21 protein-coding genes are annotated in these 21,408 nt (G+C 41.3%); 11 read left to right on the top strand and 10 right to left on the bottom strand.

Going from position 1 to position 21,408, the window contains the following annotated elements; genetic code table 11:
- Positions 1 to 416 precede the first annotated feature (416 nt).
- From ispE to HWE15_RS11860, 3 genes are read left to right on the top strand one after another with little or no spacing between them, the layout of a single operon-like run.
- Positions 417 to 1,223: a 4-(cytidine 5'-diphospho)-2-C-methyl-D-erythritol kinase gene (ispE, locus tag HWE15_RS11870; protein ID WP_290507752.1), complete on the top strand. Its 807-nt coding sequence runs from the start codon at positions 417 to 419 to the stop codon at positions 1,221 to 1,223.
- A 46-nt stretch (positions 1,224 to 1,269) separates the two neighbouring features.
- A complete protein-coding gene (locus tag HWE15_RS11865; RefSeq protein WP_290507751.1) occupies positions 1,270 to 1,515 on the top strand; it encodes a ribbon-helix-helix protein, CopG family in 246 nt (81 codons plus the stop codon).
- Entirely contained in the window at positions 1,502 to 1,834 is a 333-nt protein-coding gene (locus HWE15_RS11860) for a type II toxin-antitoxin system PemK/MazF family toxin (protein ID WP_290507750.1), read from the top strand. Before HWE15_RS11865 ends, HWE15_RS11860 begins: the two co-directional genes overlap by 14 nt.
- Before the next feature lies 1 nt (position 1,835).
- Here HWE15_RS11860 and HWE15_RS11855 read toward each other — a convergent pair whose 3' ends face one another.
- Genes HWE15_RS11855 through tgt form a run of 3 tightly spaced genes read right to left on the bottom strand, consistent with a single transcriptional unit; the run spans position 1,836 to position 4,953 of the window.
- The gene (locus tag HWE15_RS11855; protein WP_290507749.1) at positions 1,836 to 2,744 is read right to left on the bottom strand and encodes a DMT family transporter; all 909 of its coding nucleotides are present in this window, start codon (positions 2,742 to 2,744) and stop codon (positions 1,836 to 1,838) included.
- Positions 2,745 to 2,747: 3 nt separating this feature from the next.
- Positions 2,748 to 3,821, bottom strand: a complete 1,074-nt coding sequence (locus HWE15_RS11850) for an LptF/LptG family permease (RefSeq protein WP_290507748.1) — start codon at positions 3,819 to 3,821, stop codon at positions 2,748 to 2,750.
- Position 3,822: 1 nt separating this feature from the next.
- Positions 3,823 to 4,953 (bottom strand): tRNA guanosine(34) transglycosylase Tgt, encoded by a 1,131-nt coding sequence (gene tgt / locus HWE15_RS11845; RefSeq protein WP_290507747.1) that lies wholly within the window; start codon positions 4,951 to 4,953, stop codon positions 3,823 to 3,825.
- 109 nt (positions 4,954 to 5,062) lie between these two features.
- Here tgt and HWE15_RS11840 point away from each other — a divergent pair, with 109 nt between their 5' ends.
- The 8 genes from HWE15_RS11840 (at position 5,063) to HWE15_RS11805 (ending at position 15,396) form a co-directional block, all read left to right on the top strand.
- Positions 5,063 to 6,199, top strand: a complete 1,137-nt coding sequence (locus HWE15_RS11840) for a glycosyltransferase (protein ID WP_290507746.1) — start codon at positions 5,063 to 5,065, stop codon at positions 6,197 to 6,199.
- Positions 6,190 to 6,801 (top strand): sigma-70 family RNA polymerase sigma factor, encoded by a 612-nt coding sequence (locus HWE15_RS11835; RefSeq protein ID WP_290507745.1) that lies wholly within the window; start codon positions 6,190 to 6,192, stop codon positions 6,799 to 6,801. Before HWE15_RS11840 ends, HWE15_RS11835 begins: the two co-directional genes overlap by 10 nt.
- Positions 6,801 to 7,445, top strand: coding sequence for a 16S rRNA (guanine(527)-N(7))-methyltransferase RsmG (gene rsmG / locus HWE15_RS11830; RefSeq protein WP_290507744.1), 645 nt, complete (start codon positions 6,801 to 6,803; stop codon positions 7,443 to 7,445). The genes HWE15_RS11835 and rsmG overlap by 1 nt, the downstream gene beginning before the upstream one ends.
- 133 nt (positions 7,446 to 7,578) lie before the next feature.
- Complete coding sequence (dnaE, locus tag HWE15_RS11825) at positions 7,579 to 11,871, top strand: DNA polymerase III subunit alpha (protein WP_290507743.1); 4,293 nt, start codon at positions 7,579 to 7,581, stop codon at positions 11,869 to 11,871.
- A 121-nt stretch (positions 11,872 to 11,992) separates the two neighbouring features.
- Positions 11,993 to 12,313, top strand: coding sequence for a thioredoxin (trxA, locus tag HWE15_RS11820; protein WP_290507742.1), 321 nt, complete (start codon positions 11,993 to 11,995; stop codon positions 12,311 to 12,313).
- A 64-nt stretch (positions 12,314 to 12,377) separates the two neighbouring features.
- Positions 12,378 to 13,433, top strand: a complete 1,056-nt coding sequence (gene mnmH, locus HWE15_RS11815) for a tRNA 2-selenouridine(34) synthase MnmH (RefSeq protein ID WP_290507741.1) — start codon at positions 12,378 to 12,380, stop codon at positions 13,431 to 13,433.
- Positions 13,405 to 14,445, top strand: coding sequence for a selenide, water dikinase SelD (gene selD / locus HWE15_RS11810; RefSeq protein ID WP_290507740.1), 1,041 nt, complete (start codon positions 13,405 to 13,407; stop codon positions 14,443 to 14,445). The genes mnmH and selD overlap by 29 nt, the downstream gene beginning before the upstream one ends.
- 48 nt (positions 14,446 to 14,493) lie before the next feature.
- Positions 14,494 to 15,396 carry a DUF5050 domain-containing protein gene (locus tag HWE15_RS11805; protein ID WP_290507739.1) on the top strand — a complete coding sequence of 301 codons (903 nt, stop codon included), beginning with the start codon at positions 14,494 to 14,496 and terminating at the stop codon, positions 15,394 to 15,396.
- A 4-nt stretch (positions 15,397 to 15,400) separates the two neighbouring features.
- Here the strand turns inward: HWE15_RS11805 and HWE15_RS11800 are convergent, their stop codons facing one another.
- The 7 genes from HWE15_RS11800 to HWE15_RS11770 all read right to left on the bottom strand — a co-directional run bounded on the left by HWE15_RS11800 (position 15,401) and on the right by HWE15_RS11770 (position 21,408).
- Positions 15,401 to 15,955 (bottom strand): DUF502 domain-containing protein, encoded by a 555-nt coding sequence (locus HWE15_RS11800; RefSeq protein ID WP_290507738.1) that lies wholly within the window; start codon positions 15,953 to 15,955, stop codon positions 15,401 to 15,403.
- A gap of 64 nt (positions 15,956 to 16,019) precedes the next feature.
- Positions 16,020 to 16,640: a DUF1080 domain-containing protein gene (locus HWE15_RS11795; RefSeq protein ID WP_290507737.1), complete on the bottom strand. Its 621-nt coding sequence runs from the start codon at positions 16,638 to 16,640 to the stop codon at positions 16,020 to 16,022.
- A gap of 117 nt (positions 16,641 to 16,757) precedes the next feature.
- Positions 16,758 to 17,369, bottom strand: a complete 612-nt coding sequence (gene nqrE, locus HWE15_RS11790; protein WP_290507736.1) for an NADH:ubiquinone reductase (Na(+)-transporting) subunit E — start codon at positions 17,367 to 17,369, stop codon at positions 16,758 to 16,760.
- A gap of 15 nt (positions 17,370 to 17,384) precedes the next feature.
- On the bottom strand, positions 17,385 to 18,068 hold the full coding sequence (locus HWE15_RS11785) for an NADH:ubiquinone reductase (Na(+)-transporting) subunit D (protein WP_290507735.1): 684 nt from the start codon (positions 18,066 to 18,068) through the stop codon (positions 17,385 to 17,387).
- Between the two features lie 30 nt (positions 18,069 to 18,098).
- Complete coding sequence (nqrC, locus tag HWE15_RS11780) at positions 18,099 to 18,866, bottom strand: NADH:ubiquinone reductase (Na(+)-transporting) subunit C (RefSeq protein ID WP_290507734.1); 768 nt, start codon at positions 18,864 to 18,866, stop codon at positions 18,099 to 18,101.
- Positions 18,853 to 20,052 (bottom strand): NADH:ubiquinone reductase (Na(+)-transporting) subunit B, encoded by a 1,200-nt coding sequence (locus tag HWE15_RS11775; protein ID WP_290507733.1) that lies wholly within the window; start codon positions 20,050 to 20,052, stop codon positions 18,853 to 18,855. Before HWE15_RS11775 ends, nqrC begins: the two co-directional genes overlap by 14 nt.
- Before the next feature lie 3 nt (positions 20,053 to 20,055).
- Complete coding sequence (locus tag HWE15_RS11770) at positions 20,056 to 21,408, bottom strand: Na(+)-translocating NADH-quinone reductase subunit A (protein WP_290507732.1); 1,353 nt, start codon at positions 21,406 to 21,408, stop codon at positions 20,056 to 20,058.

The following is a 21,408-nucleotide window of genomic DNA, read 5'->3' as shown; positions in this document are numbered from 1 at the left end:
AATAATGCTAAGCAAAAAGACGTTTCGATTCATAGTATTGGGTTGAGCTGCTATTCCATCAATAACTCTTCAAAATTAACCCTCTTAAACCACAGATACAATATTTAATTTGTCATAAATGAATTTTTGCAGAAAATAAATTCTTGTAAAATGATTTTTTTTGAAATTATATTCTATTAAAGGATTGTTTTAAGCTATTTACCATGTTTGAATTTTTTATTTTTCAAAAAATCGAAATTTTGTACTGATTTAAACCTTTTTCAATCAAATTGACATTTTGTTTGAATTTCCTCAAGAAATATCGGTTTTTCATTCCTTTTCAATAAATCTTTGGCTTAACAGTTAAAAAAATCTCAAGCTTGACCTTCAATGACTTCATTGTAAAATTCCCTTATTTTGTCTGAAATCTTCACCATATGATCACTTTTCCAAATGCCAAAATCAATTTAGGCCTCCAAATCACCGGAAAACGAAAAGACGGCTATCATGAAATCGAAACCTGCATGGTTCCGATCCCGCTTTTTGATGCCTTGGAAATGATCGTGGATAAAAAAGGCGGCTGGGAAAGCACGGGACTTTCTATCCCTGGAGACTCCAAAGACAATCTGATCCTAAAAGCCGAAAAACTTATTAGAAAAGATTTTCAAGGACTTCCTAATCTGAAAATTCATCTACATAAAAACATCCCAATGGGTGCAGGTTTAGGAGGAGGTTCAGCCGATGCTGCATTTGCATTGAAATTGATGAATAATCTTTTTGACCTTCATCTGGATGATTTTTTTCTTGAAGAGTATGCCGCCCAATTAGGAAGTGATTGTCCATTTTTTGTTGAAAACACGCCCAAAATTGCTCGGGGAAGAGGGGAAATTTTAGAACCCATCGATCTCTCCCTTCAAGGATCTTTCCTGATTTTAATTCATCCGGGGATTCATGTTGGGACAAAAGAAGCCTATGCGGGAGTAACGCCAAAGAAACCTTCTATCAACTTAGAAGAGGTTTTGAAGGACAAATCCAGATGGAAAGAAGAATTGGTCAATGATTTCGAGGCGTCCATTTTCCAATCCTATCCTGAAATCGCGGAAATCAAATCGAAACTCTATCAATCCGGCGCCTATTATGCGGCTATGTCCGGTTCAGGCTCGACCGTTTTCGGACTCTTTGATGAAAAGCCAAGTGACCTAAGCTGGAAAGAGGGATTCTTTGTGTTTGAAAAATACTTGTAATCCAGATAGTTGTGATTTATATTTACAAATTATAAATATAAATCATATGGCTACTTTTACAAGTTCCTTGCCTGACGACCTATTGGATAGACTCACAAAAGAGGCAAAAAAGCTTTCTCTTCCGAAAAATAAGCTCCTAGAAAATGCGCTTAGACTCTACCTAGATCATCTCAAAAGAGTGGAATACATTCAGTCTTTTAAGCGAGCAGCCAATGATGAAGATACCCTTGCTCTAGCAGAAGAAGGAATGGCCGAATACTTCAAGCAATTGGAAGACAATGAAGCAAGGTGAAATTTGGTATGCGGACATCAACCCAGTCAGAGGCTCTGAACAGGCAGGCTATCGACCTGTGGCAATTCTCAGCGGAAACCTGATGAATAGGTATTTAAACTTGGTAATTATTGCCCCACTTACCAGCAAAATAAAAAACTATAAGGGAAACCCGATATTAAAACCCAGTCCCACAAACGGATTAAAACAAGATTCTGAAATTCTGATTTTTCAATTACGTTCAGTTTCTAAAGAACATCTAATCGAAAAAGTTGGAGAACTCACAAAAGTTGAGCTTTCACAAGCTTTGGAAACCCTCAATGACCTAACCACGCTTTAGATTACCCCAAAGTCCGAATTGCTTTCCTTCGTTTATTCCAGTAATTCAAGACTGGATAGATTAAAACCGAAAACAAAATGATAAGGGTGCCTAGGTAAAACCCAGGAGTCATCTTTTCTTTTTCCCCAAAAATCAAAACCGCTAAAACAATCCCATAAACCGGCTCTAAATTGATGGTCAGGTTAATGGAAAAAACAGAGAGCCGCTTCATCAAATCGACAGAAACTGAAAAAGCATAAACTGTACAAACCCCACCCAAAAGCAGGAGCCAAAACCAATCAAAACCTTGCCAAGTCCATTGAATACCGGATCCATCTGTCAACCAAATGGTATAAATAGGCATAAACAGCAAACTTGCCAAACTCGCACCAGCCATCTCATAAAAGGTGATTTGGTAAGGATCATGACGCTGGGTCAATCTACCATTGATTACTGAGAAACAGGCAGCCAAGAATGCAGATGCCAAAGCCATAGAAAGCCCTAGCCAGTACCCAGTCTCAAATTTGAAGATTACCAGCAAGCCTGAAATAACAAGTAAGCCTAGGGCTACCTCATACCATTTGATTTTTGTACGATTGAAGAAAGGTTCAACAAAAGCTGTCCAAAGAGAGGTGGTTGCCATTCCAGCCAAGCAGACCGAGGCGGTAGAAACCCTCGCAGACCAAAAAAACAAAATCCAATGCAATGCGATAATTACCCCTGTCCCTAATACCTTCATCATTTGATGCGGAGGGATATACAATGGTTTTCGCTTCCAGGCAAAAAGAAGTGCCACTCCGATGGAGGCGATTAATGTCCGGTAAAAAACCAATTCCAAAGCAGGAAGGCTTATCAATAGACCCAAAATGGCTGTAAAACCCCAAATCAGGACAATAAAATGAAGAAGAAAGTAATCTTTTAAAGAAGCCATCGTCTATCGAGGGACCGTTTTATAAAGCACCAATCCAGTCAAACCAAAAATGATATTAGGCAGCCAAACAGCCAAAATTGGATAATCCGAGCCATTTTCCGCGAAGGTTCGCGAGAGGATAAACAAAAGAATATAAATAAATGCCAGCAAGAATCCCATGGCAATTTGAAAACCCGAACCACCTCGGGTCTTTCTGGCTGACATAATGACACCAATAAACGTCAAAATCAACGCAGCAAAAGGAGACATAAAGCGAACATACCGTTCTATTTTATAATAATTTACATTGTCGGCTCCTCGGTCTTCAAGTATTCGAATTTGCCGGCCTAATTGGGGAAGTTTGAGTGTCTCATGGTGATTTTCTGGAACACCAAAATCATCGGGAACAATTGAAAGTAACGTATCTAATTCAGTCCCGACCGACCATTCCTCTCCGTTATCTTTTAATTCCCGTAATCTCCAATTCCGAAGAGTCCAAACACTTTTGGCGGTATCCCACTCGATTCGGTCGGAAGAGAGTTTTGCTAATAACTGCCCATCCCGAATCGTCTCCAAAGTAAAGTTATATCCGGTATTACTTGTTTTAAAAAACCGGCTTAAATAGGCATAGCTCTCATCCCCTACCTTAATATGGATATTCTGCTCGTTTTGGGGAGTACCTTTTTCTAAATACACCAGTCTAAAAACAGTGAGGTTTTCAGTGGCAGCAGGAAGCACCCACCCATTCAATAAAAAACTAATGCTTCCAATCAATGCAGCTGAAAGTAAAAAAGGGAATAATAACCGAATAAAACTTACCCCACTCCCTAGAATCGCAATAATCTCCGTTCGACCAGCCATTTTGGAAGTAATGAATATTACAGAAATAAAGACTGTGATAGGAGTCAGAAGATTGTTCAAGTACAAGCCGTAATTCCCCATGTACTTGAGGATTTCGACCGCAGGCACTTGATTTTGGATATACTTATCATTCTTCTCAGTAAAATCCAGCACCAAGACCACCAAAATCAGCATTAAGACCACAAAAACATAGGTCTTCAAAAAATCCTTGATAATGAGTCGGTCGATTAATTTCATTTTAAAGTCGAGTGCTTACTTTCTTGACCATTTCAGTCTTCCAGCTTGCAAAATCGCCTGCCAAAATATGAGCTCTAGCCTCTCCCACCAACCAAAGGTAAAAGGACAAATTATGGATGCTGGCAATCTGTGCAGCCAGAATTTCCTTCGAAATAGTCAAATGACGAAGATACGCTTTTGAATAAAAGGAGCTAACGGAACTTCCAATTGCGGGATCAATGGGACTGAAATCATCTTTCCATTTTTCATTTCGAATGTTGATAATCCCCTCAGATGTAAATAGCATCCCATTACGAGCATTCCGAGTAGGCATCACACAGTCAAACATATCTACACCCAAAGCGATACATTCTAGAATATTTGCAGGAGTACCTACCCCCATCAAATAACGTGGTTTATCTTTCGGCAAAATATCCGTCACCACTTCCGTCATTTCATACATCATCTCCGCAGGCTCTCCAACAGACAAGCCACCAATAGCATTCCCTTCTCTTTCCTGATCTGCTACAAACTGAGCACTTTGGATCCGTAAATCCTTATATACTGAACCTTGAACAATAGGAAAAAGGGTTTGAGAATAGCCATATTTCCCCTCCGTCTCATCAAATCGATTCATGCATCGCTTCAACCAACGATGTGTCATTTCCATGGATTTTCGGGCATAGCCATACTCGCAGGGATAAGGCGTACACTCATCAAAGGTCATGATAATATCAGCCCCGATAGTTCTTTGGATATCCATGACATTCTCAGGGGTAAAATGATGTTTTGAGCCATCAATATGAGACTTAAACATGACCCCCTCCTCTTTGATCTTACGGGTTCCTGACAGGGAAAACACCTGATAACCTCCCGAATCAGTGAGAATAGGACGCTCCCAACCCATAAAGCGATGAAGCCCACCGGCTTTTTCCAGAATATCCAATCCGGGTCGAAGATAGAGATGATACGTATTTCCTAAAATGATCTGTGCCTTAATAGGATCAAGTAGCTCATGCTGGTGAACGGCTTTCACCGAACCGGCTGTTCCTACCGGCATAAAAATCGGAGTTAAAATCGTCCCATGGTCAGTTTCCAACTTACCCGCTCGGGCTTTGGAATGGGGATCAGCATGCTGTAAGGTAAATTTCATTGAAAAGAAATTAGACTTTTTTCAGGGAAAAACTCTGCTCGCAAAAATATCCCTTTATTCTTAAACGAATGCTGAAATTGATTTTATATTTGCCCAGCACAATCGACTTATGGCCCTATTTTTATTGTGGATAATCTTTGGTTTAGGAGTCTTAATACAGCTCATTTACCTCTTGCCTATTTTTGGCCGAACAGCCTTTTTCCGACCAAAAGTTAAATCGCAACAAGCTGAAAAAGAAGAAGGGGTAACCGTTGTCATTGCGGCACATAATGAATTCAAAAATCTCAAAGTTTTAATTCCAAAACTTTTCGAACAGGATTACCCAAATTTTGATGTATTGATTATTGATGACCGGAGCCGTGATCGCACGCCTCGATTATTGGCAGAGATGATGGACCGCTATCCCAAGCTTCGTACCGTCACCGTCAAATACACTCCAGATCATGTCACATCTAAAAAATATGCGCTGACTTTAGGTATCAAAGTGGCCAAAAACGACGTTATCCTCTTAACCGATGCGGATTGCATTCCGGCTTCCGATCAATGGATTCGAAAAATGACTGCTCCAGTACGAAACGATGGAATGACATTTTCTTTAGGATTTGGCGGCTATGAATCACTTAAAGGATTTTTGAATAGTTGGATACAGTTTGAAACCATCCAAACAGCCTTATTCTACTTATCCTTTGCGAGTTGGAAAGCACCTTTTATGGGAATCGGTAGAAATTTATGCTACCGCAAAAGCTTCTTCATGGATGTAAAAGCATTCAAAGATCTTTGGCATTTTGAAGGAGGAGATGACGATCTTTTCATCAACAAATACGCCACCGGAAAGAACACTAAAGTCGTCATTGACGCAGATGCACGAACAGTGTCAATTCCAAAGGATACCTGGAAAGATTACTTCAGACAGAAAAAAAGGCATTTGCATGTAGGGAAGCAGTATAAGAGTCAAGACAAGATGAAAATCGGTTGGTTCGCATTTTCCCATTTGTTATTTTGGGCAGGAGGCATTGGATTACTGATTTATTTGGGATTAGAACAGAATTGGGAACAATTTCTCATCGTTTTAGGTATATTCCTCGTAAGGGTTCTATTGGTGATATGGATTTATTCCAAAGCCAATAAAAAACTTAACGGAACCAAAACCCGATCCAATATCCTGATTAATGATCTCATATACATCGGGTATTTTTGGGGATTAGGAACCTTCTCCCATCAGTCAAAAGACATCAAATGGAAATAAACGAACGCGGTTTTTCAAACAAGGCTTTAGAGGATTTCGAACTGATCGATCGTGCAGTCATCGAGAAGGATCAGTCTGCCTATGCGGCCCTCATGAAGCGGTACAAAAAAGCCGTGTATTTCATGATCCTGAAAATGATTCGAGATGCAGATGATGCCGAAGACCTAACCATGGAAGCCTTTGCAAAGGCATTTAAAAACTTACATCGCTTTAAAAAAGACTACACTTTTTCAACATGGCTATTCCGAATCGCCACTAATAACGCCATTGATTTTATCCGTAAGAAAAAGCTCAAAACCATGAGCTTGAATACCACAATGTCTGATGACAGTGGAAATGCTGTCAATATTGATGTTGAAGACGATGAAAACAATCCACAGGATGAATTCATCAAATCACAACGGATTGAAATGGTTCGGATTTTTGTTGATAAGCTTCCAGCTAAATACCGAAAGCTAGTCAAATTGCGATATTTTGACGAATTGTCATACGAAGAAATCGCCCAAGAATTGGAAAAACCGCTCGGAACGGTGAAAGCACAATTGCACCGCTCCCGGGAATTGCTTTATGAAATCGCTTCCGGCAAAGAAAAGCATATCTGATGAATTCCGGCACTGAATTAATCCTGTCCTATTTCCCGAATTTGACTGATAAGCAAATCGAGCAATTCGATCGCTTGCAGGAATTATACGAGGATTGGAACTCTAAAATCAACGTGATCAGCCGAAAGGACATGGATCAGTTTTATGTTCACCATGTGCTTCATTCCCTCGGAATTGCAAAGGTTATGCGATTCCAGCCTGGCACGAAGGTCTTGGATATCGGGACTGGAGGTGGGTTTCCGGGGATTCCCTTGGCTATCCTTTTTCCAGACACCCATTTTCACTTAGTAGATTCCATTGGCAAAAAGATTACCGTGGTCAAAGAAGTGGCAAAGGCTCTCAAGCTAAGCAATGTGGATGCTCAACAAGCTAGAGCAGAGACTTTGGTCCGGAAATATGACTTTGTAATTAGTCGTGCAGTCACGCGAATGATTAATTTTTATCCTTGGGTCAAAGGAAAAATCAAAAAGGAAGATTTCAACGAGTTTCCCAATGGCATCCTATATCTCAAAGGAGGAGATGTGGATGAGGAAATGGAAGAAACAGGAAAATCCTATGTCACCTATCACTTGAGTGACTACTTCAAAGAGGACTTCTTCGAGACCAAAAAGGTTGTTTATATGCCTTGGGAGGACAAACGTTAAGGTGGGAAATCTTTCCTGATCCCCCTAAAAAACTCTTACTTCTAGTTGGTGGAATATCTCTGACAATTCCTGCCACTCCGCTTTTTTGACTGATCGAATTCCCCTAATTTGAAACCTCAATTTTCTGTGCTGTATGTATATTATTTTCGATACCGAAACCACTGGATTACCTCGCGATTACAATGCCCCCATGTCCGATTTGGACAATTGGCCACGACTAGTTCAATTGGCATGGCAGCTCCACGACGCCAAAGGAAAACTACTTTCTAATCACAATTACATTATAAAGCCGGAAGGGTTTACCATTCCTTACAATGCGGAAAAGGTTCACGGAATTTCCACCAAGCGAGCATTAGCAGAAGGTCATATTTTACAGGAAGTATTAGAGATTTTTGAGAAAGATGTCAATGAAGCCAAATATTTAGTCGGGCATAATATCGAATTCGACATCAATGTCGTTGGTTCGGAATTTCTCCGCTCCGAATTAGGAATGCCATTGACGGCTAATCCACTGGATACCAAAGATATATCAACTGATTTTTGTGCGATTCCAGGTGGAAAAGGAGGAAAATTCAAATGGCCTACCCTCACAGAACTCCATCAGAAATTATTCGGGAAAGGCTTTGGAGATGCACACGATGCGGCATATGATGTAGACGCAACTGCTCGTTGTTTCTTTGGGTTGATCACTCAGCGAGTTCACCCACCAGAAGAAGGCATTCTGGTGGAGCATGTGATCTATGAGGCTCCTGATTTGGGAGAAGCCAATTTTGCCCAAGCAAAGGATGAGCAAAAAGCCGCGGCTAAAGAAATTTTAAAGCAGGCAGGCAAAGCAGATATTTCTGAGTTGGTGGATGTGCCATTTACACATCTCCATGTTCACACTCAATATTCGGTTTTGCAGGCTACGACTGAAATCCCAGCCTTAGTCGCCAAAGCAAAATCTATGAATATGCCAGCCATTGCTATGACAGATCATGGCAATATGATGGGAGCTTTTCATTTTGTGAAAGCTGCCATGGCTGCAGAGATCAAGCCTATTGTAGGTTGTGAATTTAACCTTTGTCGGGATCGAAAAAATAAAAGCAACAAGGATGACGGATTCCAAACCGTACTCCTTGCCAAAAATAAAGCCGGCTACCACAATTTAGCTAAGCTTGCCTCCTATGCTAATATCGAAGGTTTCTATTATGTACCCCGGATTGACAAGCAGCTTCTTGTTCAATATAAAGGCGATTTAATCGTGACTACCGGTGGGCTTTGGGGAGAGATTCCTTTTCTAATTCTAAATGTGGGAGAAACCCAAGCCGAAGAAGCCTTTATTTGGTGGAAGGAGCAGTTTGGCGATGATTTTTATGTGGAGCTTAACCGACATGGTATCCCAGAAGAAGAAAAGGTCAATGAGGTTCTACTCGAATTTGCAAAGAAGTACAATGTCAAGTATTTCGCCGCGAATAACACCTATTACAATGATAAAGCAGACGCAAAAGCCCATGATATTTTGCTTTGTGTGAAAGATGGCGAATTGGTAGAGAAACCGAAAAAATACGTAGGTAAACGAGGGAGAGAGTTTCGTTATGGTTTTCCCAATGACGAATTTTATCTGAAATCTCCCGAGGAAATGAAAAAGCTCTTTGCGGATTTACCGGAGGCTATTGAATGTACTCAAGAAATTGTCGATAAGTGTGAAGCCTATAAGCTTGCTAGAGAGGTATTGCTTCCAAAATTTGACATTCCTGAAGAATTCAAAGATCCCCAAGATGACATAGATGGGGGTAAGCGTGGTGAAAATGCCTATCTCCGACATCTAACCTATGAAGGGGCTAAAAAACGGTACAGCGAAATCACGCTAGAGATTCAGGAGCGATTGGATTTCGAATTGGAAACGATCGAGCGAACAGGCTATCCAGGATACTTTTTGATTGTTCAGGACTTTACCCGAGCTGCTCGAGACATGGGGGTATCGGTAGGTCCAGGACGGGGATCTGCAGCAGGTTCCGCCGTTGCTTATTGTATTGGAATCACCAATGTAGACCCTATCGAGTACGATCTCCTTTTTGAGAGATTTTTGAATCCAGACCGGGTTTCACTTCCCGATATTGATATTGACTTTGATGATGAAGGCAGAGGAAAAGTCATCGACTATGTGATCAAAAAATACGGTTCCAATCAGGTAGCCCAAATCATTACATACGGTACCATGGCAGCAAAATCCGCCATTCGGGACACTGCAAGGGTTTTGAATTTACCTTTGCCGGAGGCAGGAAGATTAGCCAACTTAGTCCCTGACCTCAAACTCAAAACGCTTTTTGAATTAGCAAAAAATAAAAGTGCCCTCGCCGACAAACTGAAAGGCCAGAGTGAATTGATTCAAAAAGCAGAGGAATTATTACGAATTGCACAAGGTCAGGACGAATCAGCCAAAACCGTCAATCAGGCTACGGTTTTGGAAGGGTCTGTTCGGAACACCGGAATTCACGCCTGTGGAGTGATCATCACGCCGGACGACATTACCAATTTTGTCCCAGTGGCACTTGCCAAAGATTCGGACATGGTTTGTACCCAGTTTGACAACTCCGTGGTAGAATCGGCAGGGCTACTAAAAATGGACTTTTTGGGTTTGAAAACCCTCACGCTTATCAAGGATGCCTGTAAAATCGTCAAGGAGAGGCATGGAATCGAGTTAGATCCGGATAATTTCCCGATAGATGATGAGAAGACTTATGAGCTTTTCCAGCGCGGTGAAACGGTCGGTATTTTCCAATACGAAAGCCCCGGAATGCAGAAATACATGCGGGATTTGAAACCTACTGCTTTCGCCGATTTGATTGCCATGAATGCCCTCTACCGTCCAGGGCCTTTGGCTTACATTCCGGAGTTTATTGAGCGGAAGCATGGTAAAAAGGAAATCACTTATGACCTCGATGATATGAAGGAATACCTCGAGGAGACCTATGGGATTACCGTTTACCAGGAGCAGGTGATGCTACTTTCCCAAAAATTGGCGGGCTTTACCAAAGGTGAGGCAGACGTGCTTCGAAAAGCCATGGGTAAAAAGCAAAAGGACGTTCTGGATAAGATGAAACCCAAATTCATCGATCAAGCAGCAGCCAAAGGTCATGATGCCAAAAAACTAGAAAAAATCTGGACCGACTGGGAAGCCTTCGCCTCTTATGCCTTTAACAAATCTCATTCAACTTGTTACGCATGGGTGGCGTATCAGACGGCATATCTGAAAGCTCATTATCCTGCTGAATACATGGCCTCTGTACTCAGTAACAATATGAATGATATCACCCAGGTGACCTTCTTCATGGAAGAATGTAAACGAATGGGAATCCCCGTTTTGGGACCGGATGTAAATGAATCCAAAGGAGGATTTACGGTAAACCAAGCAGGCGAAATTCGATTTGGAATGGCTGCTATCAAAGGTGCAGGATCTGCAGCAGTTGATGATATCATCTCCGAACGGGAAAAGAATGGTCCCTTCAAAAACATCTTCGAGTTTGCAAAACGGGTCAATTCCAGAGCGTTGAACAAGAAGACCATGGAAGCTTTGGCGATGGCAGGAAGTTTTGACTGTTTCCCAGAGCATCATCGAAGACAGTACCTGGAAGCTCCGGAAGGCGATGTCACATTGATTGAAAAAGCGGTCAAATACGCCCAGCGGATCCAACAAGAGGAAGAAAGCGCTCAGGTGAGTTTATTTGGAGGAGCAGGAGGCGGCATGGACATTCCACTACCTACGGTGAATCCAATGGAACCATTTTCCCAGCTTCAGCAGCTCAACATTGAAAAAGAAGTGGTTGGCCTATATATCTCCGGCCATCCGCTGGATCAATACAAACTTGAAATCGAGAGTTTCACCAATGCGGGTTTACCGGATTTGAATGATTTAAATACCATTCGATCGAAAAATGAAATTCAGCTCGCTGGAATTGTAACTGATTTTGCACATAGAACAACCAAAAATGGGAAACCTTTTGGTACTCTGAGCTTAGAAGATTATCAAGGCGGTTATACTTTCTTCTTATTTGGAGAAGACTATGTCAAGTATAAGGAGTACTTCATGAAAGGTTGGTTCCTTTTCATCAAAGGGAAAGTCGGTCAAAAGAAATGGGCCGAGAATGAATTGGAGTTCAAAGTAAGCTCCATCATGCTGCTTTCGGAAATACGTGGAAAAATGGTCAAAGGCCTCCGGGTAAATATCGATTTGGATGATCTCAATTATGACCTGATGGAAAAATTGGAGGGAATAACTGAAAAGTATAAGGGGGAAGCCAAATTGTATTTTACCGTCAAAGACCGGAAAGAAAACATCACCTTGGAACTGTTCTCCAAACGCTTTTCAATCAACCCTTGCGAAGAGCTAATTGGAGAGCTAAAGTTGATTCCGGAGATAGCCTACAAGGTGATCAGCAGCTAGTTATAAAGAAAAAAACTATCGCTCATAGAAATTATTTGCCAAGCAATTTGAACTTATTGCCGGCTAATCTACTTTCTCTCATATATTTGAGGATTCGAACCGAAACTAAACGTATTATAAAATGGGAAAAGCAGTAGAAATAACTGATGCCAACTTTGAAGAGGTTATCAAGTCTGATAAGCCAATATTGATCGATTTTTGGGCAGAATGGTGTGGACCTTGTAAAATGATCGGACCGATTGTTGAAGAACTAGCGGGTGATTACGAGGGAAAGGCAATCATTGGAAAAGTGGATGTTGACACCAACCCAAGTGTGGCTCAAGCCTTTGGAATTCGATCCATCCCTACTTTATTGTTCTTTAAAGACGGTCAAATTGTAGACAAGCAAATCGGTGCTGTACCAAAAACGATTTTGACCCAAAAGTTGGAAGCACAGCTTTAATCAAAAATTATCCTTATTGAAATGCCACCGGAAATCCGGTGGCATTTTTTTATATTCGGACTGTATGAAAGAAATGCTGATTTCACTTTCTGAATTTTTAGAACTACGGAAAACCCTTCCTATTGTAGATGCCCGAAGTGAGGGAGAATTTTCTCATAGCCATATCCCCGAAGCGGTCAATATCCCGATTTTAAATGATAAAGAACGGAAAGCTATAGGGACGCTCTACAAGCAAGAAGGAAGTGAGAAAGCCACCATAAAAGGCTTTGAATTAGTTGGGCCACGGTTTCATTTAATACAGAAAGAAGCGATCCGTCTCTTTACCAATCGGAAAATCATCCTGTATTGCTGGAGAGGAGGAATGCGAAGTCAAATTCTTTCCTGGCTTTTGGGAATGGTCGGTTTTGAGGTTTTTAGACTTAAAGGAGGCTATAAAACCTATCGGAATTTCACCTATGAAGAAGTTCGAAAAAAACGAAATCTTATAGTTCTCGGCGGAAAAACAGGAACTGCAAAAACACTCTTGCTCCAACACCTAAAAGAAGCCGGGGAGCAAGTTGTGGACTTGGAACAATTGGCACATCATAAAGGCTCTGCCTTTGGAGGAATCGGACAATCCCCACAACCTTCCGTAGAACAATTTGAAAATAAGCTGGCAGAAATACTTCTTCTTCTGAATTCAGATCCCCCAATTTGGGTTGAAAATGAAAGTAGAAAGATCGGTCGCATCATCCTTCCTGATCTGTTTTTTTCACAAATGCAGAAAAGTCCGCATTTGGATATCAGCAAATCTGATCAAGAAAGGATCAAGCATATTGAATCAGAATATGCTGAGCTTCCAAAAGAAGAATTGAAACAGGCTGTAAAAAAATTAAGCAAAAAATTGGGAGGGCTGCGTACCAAAGAAGCCCTTGAAGCCATAGAAGAAGGAGATCATCCTCGCTGGATTCAAAACCTCTTGACTTACTACGACAAGGCATACGAATTTGAACTTGAAAAACATCCGAAGGAGGATACCTTGAACCTTGATTTGACAGGTTTATCCTTATCGGCCCAAATTGATTTGCTAATCCAATCGAAAGATCAACTTTATGAACGAGCAAACAATCCGATTAACTGAATGGAGTGAAGGATCTGGGTGTGGGTGTAAAATTGCCCCTGCCATTTTGGATCAAATTCTGTCTTCAAGCCAATCTTGGACGCAATCGGATCCAAATTTATTGGTAGGGAATTCGGCCAAAGATGATGCCGCCGTTTATCAGGTAAGTGAGGATTTGGCCATGGTGAATACGGTAGATTTTTTTACACCCATCGTGGATGATCCCTATGATTTTGGACGGATTTCGTCTGCTAATGCCATCTCGGATATCTATGCAATGGGCGGAAAGCCGCTCTTTGCGAATGCGATTTTAAGTTGGCCTGTTGAAAAAATTGCTCCAGAACTCGCAGCGAAAGTTCTTGAAGGTGCAAAAAGCATCTGTAAAACAGCGGGAATTGAATTAGCGGGAGGGCATAGCATTGCAGCAAAAGATCCCATTTTTGGACTCTCCGTAAATGGGGTGGTTCATCCCCGAAAAATCAAAACGAACCAAGGAGCTAAAGCAGGAGATTTAATATACTTGACCAAACCTCTGGGAATTGGCGTTTTAGCCACGGCTTTGAAAAGACAGAAAATCTCAGAAAAAGATTACCAAACCTTGATCGATACAGCCTGTCGTTTAAATCGAATCGGGCAGGTTTTGGGGAATCACGAAGAAGTACATGCCATGACGGATGTGACTGGTTTTGGGCTTTTGGGACATCTAATCGAACTGGCAGAAGCTTCTGGCATTTCTGCACAAATTGATTTCTCTAAGCTTCCCTTGCTTGAAGGAATTCAGGAATACGTCAAGCAATTCATTTTCCCTGACAATACTTATCGAAACTGGAATGCCTTCCAGTCAAAAGCGAAGGGTGTTACCGGAATGGATTTGGTACCACTTTGTGATCCTCAGACAAGCGGTGGATTGCTAATTGCCGTAGGGGAAGAAAATCAAAAATGGTTTGAAGATACTATGAAGACAGAAAATCAAATCGTTTGGGAAATTGGACGATTTATTGAAAAGCAGGACTTTAAAGTCGAAGTACTGTAATTTATGGGAGAAGATTGGTAACTTAATAAACCATCAATCCCAACTAAAATGAATCTACGATTGCTTCTTTCCCTATTGATTATGCTAGCCCCTCTTCTTACATTTTCACAGGTGCCAGAAAATATAAAAAGTGAACTGGTCATTCTGAATGTCCATTCTGGGGAAGAAAAAACCATCCTACTTGAAAATAGACACTTTGAAGCTCCGAACTGGTCTAGAGACGGAAAATACCTCCTCATTAATTCTGGAGGGAAACTGGAGAAAATAGGCTTAGATGGCAAAAATCTTGGACTCCTATTTCCTGACCAAATAGATCGAGTCAATAATGACCATGGGCTGAGTTTTGATGGGAAAACCTTGGTCTACAGTCGAAATGATGAAGGACTAAGTTCACGTATCTATACAATCCCGCTAGCAGGAGGAACTCCCCAATTAATCACCGAGAAGTACCCAAGTTACTGGCATGGAATCAGTCCAGATGGAAAAACCTTAGTCTACTGTGCAGAAAGAAATGGAGACTGGGATGTCTGGGCAATTTCAACTGAAGGAGGTACAGAAGTCCGTTTAACGGATGCCCCCGGTTTAGATGATGGACCGGAATATTCCTATGACGGAAAGTGGATTTATTTTAATTCTCATCGTACAGGACGGATGCATGCCTACCGAATGAAGCCGGATGGGTCGCAGCAAGAACAATTAACTTTTGATGACTTTGATAATTGGTTTCCGCATCCTTCACCCGATGGAAAAACCGCGGTAATCATATCCTATTTGGAAGATCAAAAAGGCGCACATCCATTTGGAAAAGACGTCAAACTCCGACTATTAGACGTTGAGTCTAAAGAAATTCGTGACCTGACGCCTGTTTTCTATGGAGGACAAGGAACTATCAATGTGCATTCCTGGTCACCAGATGGTGAGTGGATTGCTTATGTGAGGTATCATCGTTGATTCATTACTTCAAACTCGACACCCCACCCGACACCATAAATTTCATTACATCTGAGCTTTTGACCCCTTTTAGAGGTGTGATCTTGTCTTTGGGAACGAGGAATACATTTCCCGACACATTGTAGCTGTGAGGGAAATAAACAGCTACTAATTCAGGCTCTCCGATATTGCTCATATCCTCTTGGGTAATAAAGCCCAATCGGGAGAGCGAATCAGAAACCTGCACGATTACTGGAGAGCTAAATTTTTTCTTCTCTCCCACAAAAGCAGCCATTAAATCTTTGATGGAGGTATAAAGCAGGTTCACTAATGGAATCTTAAAAACCGCTCTCTCAAAGAGATCAAAAAAAGGCTTGGTAAAAAACAAACTAGCCAAATACCCAATAAAGGTAATCAGGGCCAAAACCATAGCAATACCTATCCCCGGGATTGGTACAGGAATTAGTCCATCCAAAAAGATGAATATTGCATAAATCACATAACCCGTGACCGCAAGCGGAGTCAGAAATAGTAAACCCCGAAAGAAATAGGATAGAATTCGTCTATAGGTAAATGCCATAGGAAGTGTATTTCAAAAAAAATGCCTAACAATTTGCTAGGCATCTCAAAACTCAAAATATAACTTAATCCAAAATCTTAATCTTCACACTGCGGTAATAAATCACAGATTCGGGATCATGTGCCTGTAAAGCGATAGTTCCTGAGCTTAACTTCTTGGTCCCTAAATCACCGCTTCGTACCTCCGACTCATCATACTCATTGATAGTCTCTCCGTTGATTTTCACAGTGATTTGGTCACTTTTGACGATCACATGCTCCGTGTACCATTCCCCATCCTCCACGTAGACTTCACGCACATCTTGGAAAGAATACACACTCCCGGTTTTTCTCCAGTCAGAATGAGATTGATTGACCTGAATTTCATAGCCTACATTGGGCCAACCGTTTTCTTGGTATTCTGTATGAATAAATATCCCAGAATTGGCCTTGGGCATGGTTTTTACTTCCACCATCAGCTCGAAATTCTTAAAATCATGATTTCCTACAGGACCCACATAAAATGCGTGGGCACGCGGACCATCAACTTTAATTACTCCATCTACTACCTGGAATGAATCTGGATTTTCGGATATCTTCCATCCTTCCAAATTTTCTCCATTAAACAACTCAATCCATTCTCCGGATTGCGCAAAAGAAAGCTGAGTAATAAGAAGGAAGATTAAAAGTGAAATAGGCTTTTTCATAGTATGAGATCAGGTTTGAAATAGTAAGATACGATCTGTAGAGGTAGCAATCCAAACCTGAGGAAAATAAAAAAGGCTCTGAATTTCTCCAGAGCCTTTTAAAATGAATTCTATTCCTTAAAGGTCAATTCCCATAAAGGACATAAATGCAATCCCCATCAAACCAGTCAAAAGCATGGTGATACCCAAACCTTTCAATCCATTAGGAACTGCAGAATATTTCAACTTTTCTCGAATCGCTGCCAAAGCAACAATGGCTAGGAAGAATCCTGTACCAGAACCGAAACCATAGACAGCAGATTCTGCCAAAGTATAATCTCTTTGAGCCATGAAAAGGGATCCACCCAAGATGGCACAGTTTACAGCAATCAAAGGCAAGAAAATACCCAAAGCTCCGTAAAGAGCAGGAGCAAATTTTTCTACAACCATTTCCACCAACTGCACCATGGCGGCGATGATGGCGATGAACATGATGAATCTCAAGAAAGTCAAATCGACGGTTGCTAGTTCAGCATTAACCCAAGTCAACGCACCCTCTTTCAATACGAACTCATTCAAAAGCCAGTTAACAGGCACAGTCACTGTCAACACAAAGATTACAGCAGCTCCCAAACCTAAGGCGGTACTTACTTTTTTAGAAACGGCCAAGAAAGAACACATGCCGAGGAAGTAAGCGAAAACCATGTTGTCGATAAAGATCGACCGAATTCCTAAATTGAATAATTCCATTTTTTCTACCCGATTTTAGTGTTCTACATAGCCTGTTTTGGTACGCTGTACCCAGATAATCAATCCGAGAATGATGAAGGCTCCCACAGGAGAAACCATCAATCCATTCGTTGCTAATTTGAAATCTGGTCCGAAAATTCCAGACACATAATCAAATACCGGAATTCCAAATACAGATCCGGATCCCCAAAGCTCCCGGAAGAAGGCTACTGTCAAAATGATCCATGAATATCCTAAAGCTGATCCAAAACCATCCAAAACAGAATCATAAGGTTTGTTTCCTAAAGCAAATGCTTCCAGACGACCCATAACGATACAGTTGGTAATGATCAGACCTACAAATACGGAAAGTTCCTTATACATGTCATAGGCAAAGGCTCTCAATACTTCGGAAACCAAGGTTACCAAAGTTGCAACCACTGCCAATTGAACAATGATTCGAACTCGTGTAGGGATGGTATTTCGCATCAATGAAATTACCAAGTTGGACATCACGATTACGAAAATTACCGAAATCGCCATCACCAAAGTTGGTTTCATCTGCGTGGTCACAGCCAATGCAGAACAAATTCCCAATACCTGAATGGTAATTGGGTTATCATCTACAAGCGGATCTGTGATGAGTTTTTTTCTTCGCTTAGAGAGTAAAGCTTCTGCGGGCTTTTTCTCGATCGCTTTTTCTACTGTTTCAGTACTCATACGTATGATGGTCAGAGAGTGATTGATTGATTAAAAAGCTGCCGCAACAGCCTGAGAAGATTTCTTGGATTCGATAAATGCCTGGTAATGGCTTAAGTAGTTTTTCAACATACTGTTTACACCGTTACCTGTAATGGTAGCTCCGGACATTCCATCCACCTTATGAGGGTCTGCAGAATAGTCTTTGCCTTCTCCTTTTTGCATTTGAACTGCTACCAATTCACCGGATTCATCAAAAATTTCTTTCCCTACATAGCGTTGTTGAACCCCAGACTCAGTGATTCGAGCTCCAAGACCTGGAGTTTCACCAGCGTGTGCCAAGGTAATTCCACCTACGGTGTTCATGTCTGTATCGAGCGCAATATATCCCCAGATCGCATCCCAAAGACCTGCACCATACAAGGGTAGGATATAGGATTGAACGTCATCAGGATTTCCTTCTGCATGGAAGATAAATACTGGGTAAAGCCGATCCTCAGCAGGCATTTTATAGTTTTTAGCGATATCTACATTCTCTGCAGAAACAGCAGCACCTTCTTTCTCGGTAACTTCATTTCCATTGATATCCACCACCGTGGAAGCAATATGAGAAGTGTAAAAAGCGTTAACCTCCTCAGGAGACATAGCTCTGATTTCTTCTCCGGAAATTACAGCACCTAAAATCTGCTTCTTTTTGTCCAAAGCTTCTGCTTCTCGCTGCAAAGGTCCCAATACCTGAGAGGTACCTGAAAGAAGCAAACCAAGAACTACGGTCAGAATAACCGAAAATGTAATAATGTATGCGTTAGACTGTTGCACGTTGTAACCTCCTTGTTTTGTTAGCTTTCACTACGTAATAGTCAATTAATGGAGCAAAGACGTTCATCAATAGAACGGCTAGCATAATTCCTTCCGGATAGGCAGGATTCGTCACACGAATGATGATGGTCAATGCACCAATCAAAAATCCATAAACCCATTTTCCGGTTTCTGTTTGAGCTGCTGATACTGGATCAGTTGCCATGAAGACAACACCAAAGGCCAAACCTCCCATTACTAAATGTAAATGTGGAGCCATCGCCATAAACTCATTCGCTGCAAATAGATTCATTACCACACCCATCAAATAAGCTCCGCCGAATCCAGATACAATGATTTTCCAGCTAGCAACACCTGTATAAATCAAAATTACCGCGCCAATTAAGGCCATTAGGGTTGAAGTCTCTCCGATAGATCCAGGGATCCAACCCATAAACATATTCATGAAGCTAAAGTCCGCCCCAAAAGCGGCGTTATGCTCTGCTAAGGCTTGACTTGCAGGAACACCCTCCACACCAGCGTTGTAAGCAACAGCAAGAGCAGTAGCTCCAGAGAAACCATCAACAGCCGTCTTGTCTGAAAGATACGTCCATACTTGATCGCCAGAAATTTGAGCAGGATATGCAAAATACAAGAATGCTCTTGCTGTCATGGCGACATTCAAGATATTCATTCCTGTGCCACCAAAAACTTCTTTTCCAATCACTACGGCGAAAATTGTAGCCAAAGCTACCTGCCAAAGAGGGATGTATGGAGGCATCACTAGTGCAATCAACATACCCGTAACCAAATACCCCTCAGAAATGGGGTGGTTTCTTATAACACAGAAAGTGAATTCCGTCAAAAGACCAACAGCGTAAGAAACAATTAGAACAGGAAGAACTGAAATAGCTCCAAAGATTGCTTTGTCGATCCAAGTCACCTCTTCACCTATTGCCAAGAAGTGCTGATGACCAATATTTAGAATACCAAAGATCAAAGCAGGAACCATAGCAATCACTACGGTGATCATTACCCGCTTCAAATCAGTTGCATCCTTAATTTGAGCTCCTTTAGCCTTTGTTGTCAAATCAGGAGCAAATGCAATCGTTCTATGCCCTTCATAGAGGGTATGAAACTTTTCCCATTTACCTCCCTTTTCAAAGTTTGGCTTAATGCTATCGAAAAGATTTTGTAATGCCTTCATAATTTAGCTATACATTAATAATTCAATCCCTGTTCTTACCAACTGCTGCAAATCATTCTTAGAAGGATCCACAAATTCACAAAGAGCCACATCCTCTTCGATTATCTCATAAAGTCCTAGCTCTTCCATTTCATCAAAGTCTTCCGCGATAATTGCTTTGAACAAATAAGTTGGAAGAATATCCATTGGAAGTACTTTTTCAAATACTCCTGAAACTACGAAAGGTCGCTCTTCCCCATGGGTATTCGTATCAACCTTGAATTCCCCTTTATTAAGGAAAGACAACATTCCAATCGCTTTATGGAAGCTGAGTTTTTTGGTGCTTGGCATCAACCAACCCAAAAACTCTTCATAATCTCCTTCAGGAATTACAGTGATTTGATTATGATAGAATCCTAGGTAACCTTCCATGGAGATTTTCTCTCCAGTCAATACGTTACCAGAGATTACTCGAATATTACCGCTTTGTAGATTTCCTTTAACAAAAGTGGAAACAGACGCTCCTGAAATAGTTTTCACATAACCTTTCTTTGTCAATTCAGAACCAGTCAATGCAATGACTTTGGAAGCATCATATTTACCTTCTAGGACCAATTTACCAATCTGAACAACTCCGGAAGGACTAACCGTCCAAACTAGATCTCCTTTGTTGATTGGGTCCAAGTGATGTATTTGAACACCCACGTTTCCTGCCGGATGAGCTCCAGAAAATCTATTGATTTGAACGCCTTGGGCATTTTCGAAAATTGCAGGAACTTGCTCGGCGCCATTGACATTCAAATGGACTTTTCCATTGGTCAATTTAGTCAAAGCATTCAACCCTGCCTGGAAATATCCTTCTTCCCCTTGCAATACAAATCCCATATCAGGAGCTAATGGATTAGAATCAAAGGCTGAAATGTAAATTGCCTTTGGTTCATCGGCTGGATTTGCCACCACTCCGAATGGTCGTTGGATGATATGAGGCCAAACTCCCCCTGAAGCTAGTTTCTCGACCAAAGTAGCTCGGTCAACCGACTTCAGATCAATTTTACCAAGATCTTCATAGCTAATTTCTTTATCAGCTAAGATCCTGATTTCAAGAAGTTTACGCTTTTCACCACGTTTGATTTCGATAACTTCGCCTGATACTGGAGCCAAGTATTGAACTTGATCCATGGCTTTATCGAATAGGATGGGTGTACCTGCTTTCACAGTATCCCCTTCATTGACAAGGACTTTGGGACGTTGCATACCCACAAAGTCTGTCGGCTTAATGGCAAAGGTTTGAGCTGGCTCAAAGTCAACCATTTCTTTGGCTGCTTTGCCTGCCAGGTTGATGTCAAAGCCTTTCCTAAGCTTCACGTTTTTTGACAT

Source organism: Algoriphagus sp., from assembly GCF_013373065.1.
Lineage (GTDB): Bacteria > Bacteroidota > Bacteroidia > Cytophagales > Cyclobacteriaceae > Algoriphagus.
Note: the sequence above shows the minus strand (reverse complement) of the source record. Positions and strands in the feature narration are given on the sequence as shown.